Annotated in this window: 12 protein-coding genes; 7 read left to right on the forward strand and 5 right to left on the reverse strand. The window is 40.3% G+C overall.

The annotated features are described in order from the left end of the window. The first annotated feature begins 453 nt into the window (after positions 1-453). From BM156_RS12835 to BM156_RS12855, 5 genes are all read left to right on the forward strand, one after another. Positions 454-1,908: an aminoacyl-histidine dipeptidase gene (locus tag BM156_RS12835; RefSeq protein ID WP_093920289.1), complete on the forward strand. Its 1,455-nt coding sequence runs from the start codon at positions 454-456 to the stop codon at positions 1,906-1,908. A 179-nt stretch (positions 1,909-2,087) separates the two neighbouring features. Next, positions 2,088-2,669 (forward strand): YceI family protein, encoded by a 582-nt coding sequence (locus tag BM156_RS12840; protein WP_093920290.1) that lies wholly within the window; start codon positions 2,088-2,090, stop codon positions 2,667-2,669. Positions 2,670-2,732: 63 nt separating this feature from the next. Further along, positions 2,733-3,899, forward strand: a complete 1,167-nt coding sequence (locus BM156_RS12845; protein ID WP_093920291.1) for a hypothetical protein — start codon at positions 2,733-2,735, stop codon at positions 3,897-3,899. Positions 3,900-3,970: 71 nt separating this feature from the next. Further along, positions 3,971-4,543, forward strand: a complete 573-nt coding sequence (locus BM156_RS12850) for a YceI family protein (protein ID WP_093920292.1) — start codon at positions 3,971-3,973, stop codon at positions 4,541-4,543. A gap of 18 nt (positions 4,544-4,561) precedes the next feature. Next, entirely contained in the window at positions 4,562-4,981 is a 420-nt protein-coding gene (locus BM156_RS12855; RefSeq protein ID WP_093920293.1) for an RrF2 family transcriptional regulator, read from the forward strand. Here the strand turns inward: BM156_RS12855 and BM156_RS12860 are convergent. Both BM156_RS12860 and BM156_RS12865 read right to left on the reverse strand, forming a co-directional pair. After that, positions 4,965-5,360, reverse strand: coding sequence for a hypothetical protein (locus BM156_RS12860; RefSeq protein WP_139218277.1), 396 nt, complete (start codon positions 5,358-5,360; stop codon positions 4,965-4,967). The genes BM156_RS12855 and BM156_RS12860 overlap by 17 nt on opposite strands. 345 nt (positions 5,361-5,705) lie before the next feature. After that, a complete protein-coding gene (locus BM156_RS12865) occupies positions 5,706-6,905 on the reverse strand; it encodes a saccharopine dehydrogenase family protein (protein WP_093920295.1) in 1,200 nt (399 codons plus the stop codon). Positions 6,906-7,246: 341 nt separating this feature from the next. Here BM156_RS12865 and BM156_RS12870 point away from each other — a divergent pair, with 341 nt between their 5' ends. Next, positions 7,247-7,954, forward strand: coding sequence for a phosphoadenylyl-sulfate reductase (locus BM156_RS12870; protein ID WP_093920296.1), 708 nt, complete (start codon positions 7,247-7,249; stop codon positions 7,952-7,954). A 171-nt stretch (positions 7,955-8,125) separates the two neighbouring features. On the opposite strand, the gene BM156_RS12875 is transcribed toward BM156_RS12870, so the two are convergent. The 3 genes from BM156_RS12875 to BM156_RS12885 all read right to left on the reverse strand — a co-directional run bounded on the left by BM156_RS12875 (position 8,126) and on the right by BM156_RS12885 (position 11,240). After that, positions 8,126-8,500, reverse strand: a complete 375-nt coding sequence (locus BM156_RS12875; RefSeq protein ID WP_093920297.1) for a YccF domain-containing protein — start codon at positions 8,498-8,500, stop codon at positions 8,126-8,128. Positions 8,501-8,648: 148 nt separating this feature from the next. Continuing rightward, entirely contained in the window at positions 8,649-9,653 is a 1,005-nt protein-coding gene (locus BM156_RS12880) for a TolB-like translocation protein (protein WP_139218278.1), read from the reverse strand. A gap of 150 nt (positions 9,654-9,803) precedes the next feature. Further along, a complete protein-coding gene (locus tag BM156_RS12885; RefSeq protein WP_093920299.1) occupies positions 9,804-11,240 on the reverse strand; it encodes an MATE family efflux transporter in 1,437 nt (478 codons plus the stop codon). A 398-nt stretch (positions 11,241-11,638) separates the two neighbouring features. Here BM156_RS12885 and BM156_RS12895 point away from each other — a divergent pair, with 398 nt between their 5' ends. Then, positions 11,639-12,682 (forward strand): glycoside hydrolase family 127 protein, encoded by a 1,044-nt coding sequence (locus tag BM156_RS12895; RefSeq protein WP_093920301.1) that lies wholly within the window; start codon positions 11,639-11,641, stop codon positions 12,680-12,682. The last annotated feature ends 117 nt before the right edge of the window (positions 12,683-12,799 follow it).

A 12,799-nucleotide genomic window follows, 5' to 3' on the forward strand; every position in this document is an offset into this window, starting at 1 on the left:
CGATACGTGTCGGGTACACTTTCCCATTTTATCTACTTTGTCGCGAGCAAAGCATCTTCCTGTGAGAAAACTTTTATCATGCTCGTTTCATTCGTTTTAATCGTCGGCAAAAAAAGAAGCATTTTTTTAGATGAATGCTTACAAAAATCAGTATTTGGACGATTTTACCTAAGTTTTACATAGCACAATCATAAGGCTTTTTAGTCAATTCGTCAAAAGCTGTGGTTTTTCATATTAAAACAGCTTTTGTCAACGCTTTGTTGATCGAAGAATTCCTGTGTTTTCAGGGAAGGGGGATTTTGATAAATGGTTTGTTGCTAGATTTTTATGCGCATTGTTGTTAATCATGCTTAGAAATCTGCTTTTTAGCTGTCAATTTTTATTAATACCATTAACTTTGTTCTTTGCAATTTCATCCTGAAGTTGTTTTTTATTGAAAAATAAATTCGTCTTATGAGAAAATTGGAAAACCTTAGTCCGCAACCACTGTGGAAATACTTTGAAGATATTTGCCAGGTTCCTCGACCTTCAAAAAAAGAGGAGAAAATTCGTGCTTTCTTGCTGGAGTTTGCAGCTAAAAATGGGCTGGAAGCTTTAACCGATGAGATTGGCAATGTGCTTATTCGCAAACCAGCCACTCCGGGAAAGGAAAACGTACCCACAGTGATTCTGCAATCGCACATGGATATGGTGTGTGAGAAGAATAGCGACAAGGTTTTTAATTTTGATACGGACGCTATTGTCCCCATTATTGACGGAGATTGGGTTAAAGCCGACGGAACAACTTTAGGGTCTGATGATGGCATTGGGATTGCCGCACAGATGGCCGTTCTGACTACTACAGACATTGCTCATGGCCCAATTGAATGTTTGGTTACTGTGGATGAGGAAACAGGACTAAGCGGGGCTTTTGCTTTGCAACCAGGGTTCTTGACCGGAAAGGTTCTGATCAATCTCGATTCGGAAGATGATGGTGAACTGTTTATTGGTTGTGCTGGAGGAATTGACACCCTTGGCACACTTACCGTGGAGAAGGAAAAGACACCCGGAAAATCCTTCGGCATGAAAATCATGGTGAAAGGCCTGATGGGAGGACACTCCGGTGACGATATTCATAAGGGAAGAGGTAACGCCGTAAAAATTCTAACTCGCTTTTTGTGGAAAGCTGTTCGTCAGTTTGGCGTACGCATCGCTGAGTTCGATGGTGGGAACTTGCGCAATGCTATTGCTCGCGAAGCTTGGGCTACGGTGATCGTTCCCAACGTTCAGAAAGAGCAGTTGGTGGCTGAAATCAACATGTTCTCTGCGGATGTTGAGTTCGAATATGAACGTACTGAGCCCAATTTAGTTGTGGATCAAAGTTCAGTAGCCGTGCCCTCAAAAGTGCTTACTCAAGCTAGCCAGGAACGTCTTTTGAACTTACTCTATGGTTGTCCTCACGGCGTTTTGGAAATGAGCACTCGCATGAAGGATATGGTGGAAACTTCAACCAACTTGGCTTCGGTTAAATTTGTTGATGATACGCAGATACTAATTACCACCAGCCAGCGTAGTGAAATTGAAAGCCGGAAATATTTTGCTTCAGAAATGGTTCGTTCTGTCTTTGAATTGGCGGGCGCTGAGGTTAAAAACTCTGATGGTTACCCGGGCTGGACCCCAAATCCAGGCAGCCCTATTCTGAAGGTTGCTGTAGATTCGTACGAGCGTTTGTTTAATGATAAGCCGATTGTTCGCTCAATTCACGCTGGTTTGGAATGTGGACTGTTTTTGCAAAAGTATCCCGGATTAGACATGGTTTCCATTGGGCCGACAATTCGTGGAGCACATTCTCCAGACGAACGAATTAACATACATACGGTTGAGCGCTTTTGGAACCATCTGGTTGATATGCTCGAAACACTTTCCTAGTTTTTATTGTTTGATATCATTCTGTTAAGCATATTCTAGATCGCTGTTTTGCTTAAAGTTGTGATAATAAGACAAATTGGTCTTATTCTAAATTGAGGAAATTGATGTTTCCCTCATTTGTGGGAATGTAAAATGTTTTTATGTTTGTCCTACTAAAATAGTAGGAAAGGTAGGACAATATGAAGAGAATGAAGGACATTTTACGTTTGGGTACGTTAATAGCCGTACTTTTTTTAGGAATTCAGAACCTGGCAGTAGCGCAGGTTTCATATATGCTAGATGAAGCTGAGAGTTCAGCATTTGTTCGAGGTACTTCAACAATACATGATTGGGAAATGAAAGTTGAGCAGCTTCAGGGAAGCATTACGCTTGCTGAAGCTGGCTCAATTAACTCCTTGCAAAAAGGAAATTTCCAAACGAATGTTGAATCGCTAAAAAGCGATCGTAACCTAATGAACAAGAAGACTTACGAAGCACTTAAGTCAAAAAAACATCCTCAAATTACTGTTCAGGTAAACAGTGTCAAAGAAGTGCAAGGAAAGTTGGTGGCCAACCTGGTAGTAACAATTGCCGGGCAAACCCAAAAGGTCACTGACGAAATTGAATTGAAGACCCTTGCGAACCAAGCTCTAAGTGTCCAGGGAATACTGGACTTGAAAATGACAAGTTACCAGGTAGAACCACCCGTCGCTTTAATGGGAACCATTAAGACCGATGACGAGGTGAAGGTCGCTTATCATTTAATTTTCAAACAGAAGTAACTCGTAAGTCACCAACATAAAAAGGCTTACGCGTAATATTTAACCATTTTAATTTTATCGAAAATGAAAAAGATTTCATTGATTTTTGCCGTATTATTTATGGCTGTGATAGCATCTGGTCAAAATTTCGAGCAACCAAAAGTTAGCGCAGAAGATTTTGACGGTGTAGAAGTGAAAGTGGGAGGTGATTTTGCTATTCAGTTGCAGTCGCTTGATCATGAAGCGCCGGTTGAATTAATTGATCTTAAAAATAACTTTAATTTACCAACTGCCAATCTTAATCTGACTACACGGTTGGCTCCCGGAATTCAGCTTCACATCAACAATTATTTATCCTCACGTCACCACAACGAAACATGGGTTGAAGGTGGTTATTTGACGATTGATAAGTTGCCGTTTTTGCCCGCTTCTGACGGCGTTATGGAGTATTTAACCATCAAGGCTGGGGTAATGATGCCTAACTATGGTGATGCTCATTTTTACCGCAGTAACAATGCAGCCGTGTTAAACAACCCTTTTGTAGGAAACTGGATTATGGATGCGTTTACCAACAATCCAGGCTTGGAAGTTATGTACCGCAACAAAGGATTCTTGGCGGTTCTTGGAACCAATAATGGCCGGATGAATTATGGTCGCGGAAATGATATTGGTGAGGATTTGGTTTTCAACTGGAAGTTGGGATACGATACCGATATCAACGAAGACCTGCGGGTTCGGGCAACTGTTTCGGGCTATCATGTTGGAGAAGGACATAGTGGATCTTACCTGTGGGATGGTGACCGTGCCGGGGCACGTTATTACAATGTAATGCAAACTGCTGATGCCGAAGGAGACAACTTCCGTTCAGGTCGTTGGAGTCCAGGAAGTGGCCAATCGGAAATGAATAGCTATATGGCCAACTTGTTTGTGAAATTCCACGGATTGGAAGTGTTCGGAATTTATGAAGACATGAAGGGGGTGAAGCGTGATGTTGATCAACATTTTACGCAGACCGCTTTGCAAGCTATTTATCGTTTCGGAAGCTTTTATGTGGGAACACGTTTGAATAAGGTTTCAGACCACAATGATTCTTCTGTAAAACGCACCAATATTGGTGGAGGATGGTACATGGTTGATAATGTACTTGTGAAGTTAGACTATGTGAATCAAAAGTATGAAGGCGTTGCTCATGGAGCTATCGATGGAGGTAAATTCGATGGTTTGGTAATTGAAGCAGCCATCTCTTTTTAACGATTGATTAACTCGTTTGATAAGACCGCCCGGAATTTTCCGGGCGGATTTTCACTTTTTGAATTATTGAGATGAAAGCTCCTTGGATAATTATTGGTGTGTTATTGATGTTGTCCTGTCAGGCAGCCGGAAGTGGATCTTCGGGAGAGAAGGATCCCTTCAGTAAATACATGTTTGATCAGGTCCATATTCAGGGGAAAACCAATGTGAACAGTTTTCATCTGGAATATCGCGAGGATGAGTTTTGCCGGGTTCCAGGTGATTTAAATGCAAAGAATACCAATTTAGAAATTGATATTCCGGCAGCACAAGTAGAGGCTGATTCACAGGTTATGTTGAAGGATTTTTTAGAGCTAATTAATGCGGCAGAGTATCCTAATATCAGTATTGAGATTGCACGCAACGAGATTAGCTTTCAGCATGCTGAAGAAGAGACGAAGCTGATTGAGTTGAGCTTAAATGGGATCAAAAAACAATTTGAATGTACGACCTATACGCAGGCATGCTTCGGAGACCAGTGGTGTTTGAATGGGCAGCTTAAAATAAGATTGACTGATTTCGATATAGAGCCGCCTCACAAGTTTTTGGGTTTAGTGAAGGTGAAGGACGAAATATTTATTAATTTTAGAATCTTATTTTCATAAAAACCAAAAAACGAACCGTTGAAGTTTAGTACTAAAACCCGATATGGAATTCGTGCTATGCTTGAAATTGCAAAAGACGAATCTCAAAGTGGTGTTTTTCAGAAGGATATTGCGGCCAATCAAGACATCTCTGTAAAATACCTCGACCAAATTATACATGCCTTAAAAGTAGCTGGATTAATCATTAATCTGAAAGGTAGGAAGAGTGGTTATATCCTTACCCGCAAAGCATCCGAAATAACAATGCTTGATATACATAATGCCTTTGAGCCAGGAATTTGTGTGATTGATTGTTTGGCCAAAAGTTTTGATTGTGAGCGAAAGTCCTTCTGCGAGGTGATCGGCTTTTGGGAAAAGCTGAATCATATGGTGGTTGACTATTTTGAGCAGGTTACTTTAGAAGATCTCCGTTCTGGAAAAATTAAATTAGACCAATAAGGTGGGGTTTAGTGTGTGGGCTTAACCACTCTAATGCGGTATCTCTTTCCGAAAATATTTTTATTGAAAACTTTGTTGAATCAATTTGATCCTTAAAAAGCATCGCTAAGGCTATTCCCTTGGGAGTATCGCTTACATAGGCGATTTTTACTTTGGAAAAACCTGCCAGGTATAGGTTGCAATAATGAGCTAGTTTATCAATCTCAGATGGTTTTATGGTGGGTAAAGCCTTACCATGATCCTGCAGAATACGAATGGTATCTGTTGTCACATTATTTGCAAGGTATTGAAAGTATTCTTCAAATACCGATAATGGTGTCTCACCATAAAAACGGGCATGGATGATACCCATTTTTTCTTTTACTGTAAATTTATTCATTAGACGCGCACAATAAAACCGTAATAAATATACCGTTTTTTTGTTAAAAACAATATACTGTTGTCGAATTAAAATCTGCTATTTACACTATTGTTCAAATAGTTTTACTCAGCTCTCGAAGTTTTGATTATTGTTTATAATCAAAACAAACTCTCTTTCATGTTTTTAAAGGCTTGGGAAGTTGTTTGTCGGTCTGCTTTTCTTGAAACGAAAGCGAAAATAAAAGGTTCAATTCAGTGGAAAGAAAATATAGTTTTTTTTGTGGGTTGCATTGGAAAGTATTGGCGAACTTGTGCATGGAAAATGAAAAAGCCTGACGCTGGGCCAGGCTTTAGTTATTGTGGTTTAATAATCCATTTCAAGGTTCGTATCATGAATTTCATGCCAGGGAAGTCCATGTTCGTTAAGAGCTTCCATGAATGGATCTGGATCAAACTCTTCAACATTAAACACCCCTTCCTGCTTCCACAGTCCTTTCAAATACATCATGGCGCCAATCATTGCGGGAACACCAGTGGTGTAGCTGACGGCCTGAGTACCTGTTTCGGCATAGGCTACTTCATGATCGCAGTTGTTGTAAACGTAATAGGTCTTTTCTTTTCCATCTTTCAATCCTTTGATACGACAACCAATTGAGGTTTGTCCTTTGTAGTTTTCGCCCAAATCACCAGGATTTGGTAAAACAGCTTTTAAGAATTGAATAGGAACGATTTCTCTTCCTTCATACATAACTGGTTCAATACCTGCCATGCCAATATTTTGGATCACACGAAGGTGGGTGAGGTATTCCTGTCCAAAAGTCATCCAGAACCTGGCTTGCTTAATGGTTGGGAAATTTTTAACCAGTGACTCCAATTCTTCGTGGTAAATTAGGTACGATTCTTTAGGGCCAATATTAGGATAATTAAGTGGCTTGTGGATTTCGTGTGGTTCAGTTTCAATCCACTCACCATCTTTCCAGTATTTTCCTTTTTGGGTTACTTCCCGGATATTAATCTCGGGATTGAAGTTGGTTGCAAAAGCTTTCCCATGATCGCCCGCGTTGCAGTCAACAATGTCCAGGTAATGAACCTCATCAAAGTGATGTTTGGCTGCGTGAGCTGTAAAAATACTGGTAACCCCCGGATCAAAGCCACAACCCAAAATAGCTGTAATTCCGGCTTCTTTAAAGCGATTCTGGTAAGCCCATTGCCATTTGTATTCAAATTTGGCTTCATCCTTGGGTTCGTAGTTCGCTGTATCAAGATAGCTTACTTCAGTTTCCAGACAAGCATCCATAATTGGAAGATCTTGGTATGGAAGAGCAACATTAACAACCAAGTCAGGTTTGAAACTCCGGATTAGCTCAACCAATTGAGGGACATTTTCAGCATCAACCTGGGCGGTCTTTATCCGGTTACCGCCAATTTTGTTTGCAATTTCATCACACTTGGCTTTGGTTCGGCTAGCCAGCATGATTTCCGTAAAAACTTCAGGGAGTGCGGCCATTTTGTGAGCAACAACTGTTCCCACACCGCCAGCACCAATTATCAATACTTTTCCCATTGATTCTTTCTTTTTTACATTAAATTATTTCGCCCCAAAGGAACTAAATTTTTTTAATATTGGTGAAACACTTTATAAACGAAAATATAAAAAATACTTTCTTTTTAAAAGACTGTTTTGTAGGAAGTTATTTCGTGTATGTTGTTTGAGTAATTAACTCTTCAAAAACTGATGATATTAGCATTCCAGCTTTTATGAACTGGTTGTTTTCTGACTAAAAATAACGAAATAGCTACCTTTTTCTTACAATTTCTTAATCCTGTAACGCCTTGCCTACAATCTTGTTTTAAAATGTGTACTTTTGTGAAACATGTTGTTTTTTTAAAAGAAAGGATAAGCATATGGTTACAAGTAAAACTGCAGCCGATTTAAATATTGAGTTTAAAGAAAAAGAAATTGTTGAAACACTGCAGTCTCTTGCTGATAAATTCCCAGGAAAGGTTGTTTTTACAACAAGTTTTGGAATCGAGGATCAGGTGATTACAGATTATATTTTCAAAAATAATATTCCCATTAAGGTTGTTACCTTAGATACCGGACGTTTGTTTGAAGAAACTTACAAGGTTTATAACCGAACAATTGAAAAGTATCAAAAATCGATTCAGCCTTTTTATCCTAAGAATGAGGATTTGGAACAATTTGTTGCAGAGAAAGGGCCAAATAGTTTCTACTTGTCGGTTGAGAACCGGAAACAGTGTTGCCACATTCGTAAGGTTGAGCCTTTGGGGCGTGCCTTAAAAGGAATGGCATGTTGGATCACAGGTTTACGTGCATCACAGTCAAACAATCGTCATGACTTGGAGCAGTTTGTTTGGGATGGCGGTTTTGAGATTGTCAAGTTTAATCCATTGTTGGATTGGAGTTTGGATGACTGCCGAACTTATGTGAAGGAAAATCAAGTACCATACAATGTGTTGCATGATCGTGGTTTTGTAAGTATTGGCTGTGCCCCTTGTACTAGAGCCATTAAGCCAGGAGAAGATTTCCGTGCCGGACGGTGGTGGTGGGAAAACAACTCCAAAAAAGAATGTGGTTTGCATACCCACTAAGTTATTTATAATTGACCAGATTGTTTTTTTGCTGTGCCTAAAATCAACAGCTTATTAATTAACGGAAATGTCTGGTCGTTTGAAAATCCGAAAGTTTAACGATCTATTGCAAGATAGCAACCATTAGATGGATAAAATAGTTAGAGCAGGCTTTATAGAGCCTGCTTTTTTTTAGCGATCAACAATTCGGCGCCCAAAAGGAGTTAGCGCTAGGCTTACCAATTTAAAGTGTTGGCGAGCAAAAGGAATACCAATAATTGTTATGGCAAAAAGCAGCCCAAAAACAAGATGCGACAGAGCAATTAAAATACCACCAAATAACAGCCACAGTATATTCATGATCGTCGATAAACATCCGGGGGCGTAGTCCATGTATTTAATGCGTTTTCCAAAAGGCCAAAGCGCCATTTGAGCAACTTTAATACTTTGAAGTCCAAATGGAATTCCCACAATTGTTAGGCATAGCAGAAGTCCTCCAATTAAGTATTCCAGGAAAATGAAAAAGCCTCCAAAAACGATCCAAATAATATTTCCGAGTGTATTCATAGGTTTTAAGTTTGAAAAATCTTCTTTTTTATAGTGACTAAAGTATCACTTTTTTATTCAACGATCTTCTGAATTTCGATAAACCAAGTAGTTTTTCCGGTGAATAGAAGCTATCTGCTTTTTGGGGATTGCCTATTCCGTTTATTCGCTACTGTGGATATTGAGCTTTTTGCTTTAATTCTGAAATGAATTGAGTGTTGAGCATGTAAACGTTGGCTTTCCCATTTTCAGGATTTGTATAGATTTCTTGAAGGTCTTTGTAAGAAATAGTCGGTGTTTGGGGCTTTGATACTTTTGAACTCATGAAATAAATTGTGTTTCCATCTGGCGATAGGCTGGCAGAATATTCTTCTCCTGAATTGGAGTTTATTTTTGGTCCCATGTTTTGAGGAACGCTCCATTGGTCTCGTTCATTTCTAAAGGAAATGTAATAATCGGTTCGTCCATAGGAGTCTGGCAGACCATAAGCAGGGATGATTAGAAACGATTCGTCGGGAGCAATGGTTGCATTATAGCGGTCACGCCCAATGTGAAGGTGTTCTGGCAAAATTTCAACGGGTTGGTATTCTCCGTTTATTAAACGTGAACGACAAATTAAGTTTCTACCGACCTGCTGATCTTCCCGGGTAAAATAAATGGTGCCATCTTGGGTTAATGAGGGGAAGAATTCCGAATGTTCGGAGTTGATAACAGCAGGGAGTTTTTGAGGAGCATCCCACCAATCACTATTTCGATTCATTACCCATATGTCCATGTTGTTGATTTGGCTCGAATCAGTCTGTTCGTTACTCACATAAAACAGTTGTTTCCCGTTTGATGATACATAGGGTTCGAGATACTTGAACTGAGGCTTGTTTAATGCTTCCAGCACTTCGGGAGATGTCCATTTCCCTTGTTCAAACTTTGAATAAAGAATATAAGCGTAATTAAATCCGCCAATTTGAACGGAAAAATACAACTCTTTTTGATCCGGAGTCATGGTTAGATCACGTGTGTAAAATCCGGTATTGATTATACCCGGAAGAACCAGCTGAAGTGAATCCGTACCTGTTAAATCACCAGCAGGAGTACCTAGTTGGTTGGCTTTGGTGGGTGTGCAGGAAAAAACAACAATAAGCATGAAGCTCAGACTTAAGTTGAAGAGTCGATTCATGTTTTTTGTTTCGTTAGTTTCATTTTCCTTTTTAGAATTACAGCTTGGTTGAGCTTTTTTGCAGGTGGTTAAAATTTGCGCCAAGCAGAACAAGCTTGTTCCAGTTCCGGAAAGCTTGTGCTTGACGCAAAACTGCTTGTTACTTTATGGTTATACTTTGCGTAATTTCCATTTTCCCTGTTTAAAGAGAATGACTCCAATGATTGTCAATAGTGACTCGGCAATAATAATTGCCATTGCAATACCAGTAATTCCCATACCCATGTTCATTGCCAGCAAATAGGCTAGGGGAATTTCTAACAGCCAAAAGCAAACTAGGTTGATTTTAGTTGGCGTTAGGGTATCCCCACTTCCATTAAATCCTTGAACGACTACCATGCCAAAGGCGTAAAATAAGAAGCCGGCACCAAGCCATTGCAAGGTAATGGTACCACTGCGAATGACACTGTCCTCCTCGATGAACAAGCGAACTAATCCTTCGGGAAACAAAAGAATGAAGGTTCCAATAAGTCCCATCATGATCAGGTTGACTATGCCAGTAATCCAAACTGACTTTTCAGCGCGATCAGGACGGTTGGCTCCCAGGTTTTGACCAACCAAAGTGGCTGCCGCATTGGATAATCCCCAAGAAGGAAGCAGGGCAAATACAATAATGCGGATAGCAATGGTATAGCCAGCCAGTACATCGGCACCTAATTCAGAAACCAGCCGCACCAGGATAATCCAACTCGAGGTTGCGATGAGGTATTGGAAAATTCCACCAACCGAAAGCCGAAGTAATTTGAGCATCACCTTTACCCGAATGGAAAGGTTTTTTACATCAAGGTGAATGCGCCCATTTCCTTTAAATAGCAGGTAAAATTGATAACAAACAGCAATTCCTCGTCCGATGGTTGTGGCAATGGCAGCACCCTGAATTCCCAATTCAGGGAAAGGTCCCCATCCAAAGATCAGCAAAGGATCCAGAATCAAGTTAATGATGTTGGCCATCCAAAGTACGCGCATAGAAATGGCAGCATCGCCAGAGCTTCGGAATACGGCATTAATAATGAACAGCAGCATGATTACCAGGTTGCCACCAAACATGATCATGGGATAATGGTAGCCTTCATTGGCCATGCTTTCGCTGGCTCCCATTAAAAGCAAAAATTCTTTGGCAAAAATAAAACCAGGTATAGCCAGAATGAGTGAAAAGAATAAGCCTACCATAATGGCTTGAAAAGCGGCATTGCCCGCTTTCCCGGCTTTCTTCTCGCCAACACGACGGGCGACCAAAGCGGTGGTTGCGGTACTAAGTCCAATTCCAATGGCATACACAATGGTCATGACCGACTCGGTAATTCCAACGGTTGCAACAGCGTCAGCTCCTAAGCGCGAGACAAAGAAAATATCGACCACTGCAAAGACCGATTCCATCGCCATCTCCAGAATCATTGGGACTGCCAAAATGAAAATGGCTTTCCCCAGACTGGTGTTGGTGAAATCCCGGTCGCTTCCGGCGATAGCTTCTTTGATATCGGACCAAAGGGATTGGAGGCTGACGGGTTTTATTTTGCCTAACGACAAAACAAACTTCTTGTAAAGCATGTGAGAAAAATTAAAATGATTGAAAAAAGAGATAAATACAAAAAGGGTATGCTAAGCCGGCTGCAACCCGGGCTAGCTTTAGCAGTTGGTCTTAGTGACAAAGACCGGTGTAAGATAAGTAGTCATCATGATGTGGTCTCCTTTTTGTTAGAAACCAAAAATACAACATTTTACATTTACCAAACAAGTCTTTTTTTATTTTATTTCGATTTTTTTGTTTATCAGATCGTGTGTTTTTCGGAACAGAGCATTTTGTTTGAACCTGCCAAGCAGTTAACTGTTCCTAGTAGGCATAAAATGAATATTTGATTTGAGGGTGTTCTGGTTGAATGTATTTCCATAAATGTTATCGCGGAAATATTGGGAAGAGCAGACACCACAAGATAAACTAAAATTCAATGAATAGGATTATTGTCGTCGCAGCTATTTTGTTTAGTGTTGGTGCGTGTCAGTTGCGCACAGCAGAGCCTGTAAATACTTCGGAGCGTATTCCGGATGAGCAAATTTCATTGGGAGGAGTCTTGGCAGATGAGTTGACCAAAACAAATCAAGTGGGCAGGGACGCAGATAAACGCGGCCCTGTTTATATGGTGACAATTGAGGAGCTGCAAAAACTTTTGGAACAAACCAAAAGCACCGGAACAGATTTGGATGATACTGATATTGGTGAACGCTGGGAGAACTTAAATACCGAAGTAACCAACACTTTCGAGAGTTTGACGACTCAGGATTTGAATGCCTGGGTGGCGTTGAATGATAGCTTATTAAAATACACCCAGCAAGTGCGTTTTGCTGATGCCTTGGAACGCGTTGTTTATAATCCTGTAAATGACGTTTTAGAGACCGATCAGGTGAAATCGTTTTATTTTACCCGGCTTTATGATCGAATTTATTTTAATGTATTTGGCAGTTCAAGTTTGCACTACGAGCACACAACAGGTGGTGTGGTGCGTATTGTTCAGGATACTGATTATCCTTTTGATGGGAGAGTGAGCATTAAGCTGGAATTGCAGGATAAACGCTACCTCGATTTATTTATTCGAATTCCGGAGTGGGCTAATCGAGCCAGTGTTACCGTAAAAGGAGTAAAGTACAATGTTGTGCCTGGACAGTATACTGAGATTGCCAAAAAATGGAAGAACGGCGATGAAGTTGAGATCATTTTAGGGATGCGTCCTGAGCTTGTAAGCCGTGAGGAACCGACCAAAGCATTCTCGTTAAATTATGGCTCACTGATGTTAAGCTACCCAGGTTCTGAGGGCAAACAGCCTCCAGTATTTACTGGAACAGATCCAATTCAACATTTGAAATTTGTGTCTCCTGTAGGGAAAATGCCTACATTCACGTTTTCTGGAATTCAAGATACCACTTTGGTTTTGCAACCTTTTATTCAGCAAGAGTTAGGCTCAAATCTTCGTACTTCTTGGATTCAAGTCCGATAGGTTGAGAGAGGAACTTGTATTTATGTTCCATAGCTGTGGTTTCTCATTAATCGATGCTGCATGATAGGTTCAAAAATTGGCTCGATTAGAATTGAGGAGGTGAAATTCTTTTATCTT

The sequence above is a fragment of the Sunxiuqinia elliptica genome, from assembly GCF_900113005.1.
GTDB classification, from domain to species: domain Bacteria; phylum Bacteroidota; class Bacteroidia; order Bacteroidales; family Prolixibacteraceae; genus Sunxiuqinia; species Sunxiuqinia elliptica.

Coding starts and splice junctions, on each gene's coding strand:
- BM156_RS12845 (WP_093920291.1), top strand. CDS start 2,733: ATGAAAAAGATTTCATTGATTTTTGCCGTATTATTTATGGCTGTGATA.
- BM156_RS12870 (WP_093920296.1), top strand. CDS start 7,247: ATGGTTACAAGTAAAACTGCAGCCGATTTAAATATTGAGTTTAAAGAA.
- BM156_RS12885 (WP_093920299.1), bottom strand. CDS start 11,240: ATGCTTTACAAGAAGTTTGTTTTGTCGTTAGGCAAAATAAAACCCGTC.
- BM156_RS12840 (WP_093920290.1), top strand. CDS start 2,088: ATGAAGAGAATGAAGGACATTTTACGTTTGGGTACGTTAATAGCCGTA.
- BM156_RS12850 (WP_093920292.1), top strand. CDS start 3,971: ATGAAAGCTCCTTGGATAATTATTGGTGTGTTATTGATGTTGTCCTGT.
- BM156_RS12875 (WP_093920297.1), bottom strand. CDS start 8,500: ATGAATACACTCGGAAATATTATTTGGATCGTTTTTGGAGGCTTTTTC.
- BM156_RS12835 (WP_093920289.1), top strand. CDS start 454: ATGAGAAAATTGGAAAACCTTAGTCCGCAACCACTGTGGAAATACTTT.
- BM156_RS12895 (WP_093920301.1), top strand. CDS start 11,639: ATGAATAGGATTATTGTCGTCGCAGCTATTTTGTTTAGTGTTGGTGCG.
- BM156_RS12865 (WP_093920295.1), bottom strand. CDS start 6,905: ATGGGAAAAGTATTGATAATTGGTGCTGGCGGTGTGGGAACAGTTGTT.
- BM156_RS12880 (WP_139218278.1), bottom strand. CDS start 9,653: ATGAATCGACTCTTCAACTTAAGTCTGAGCTTCATGCTTATTGTTGTT.
- BM156_RS12860 (WP_139218277.1), bottom strand. CDS start 5,360: ATGAATAAATTTACAGTAAAAGAAAAAATGGGTATCATCCATGCCCGT.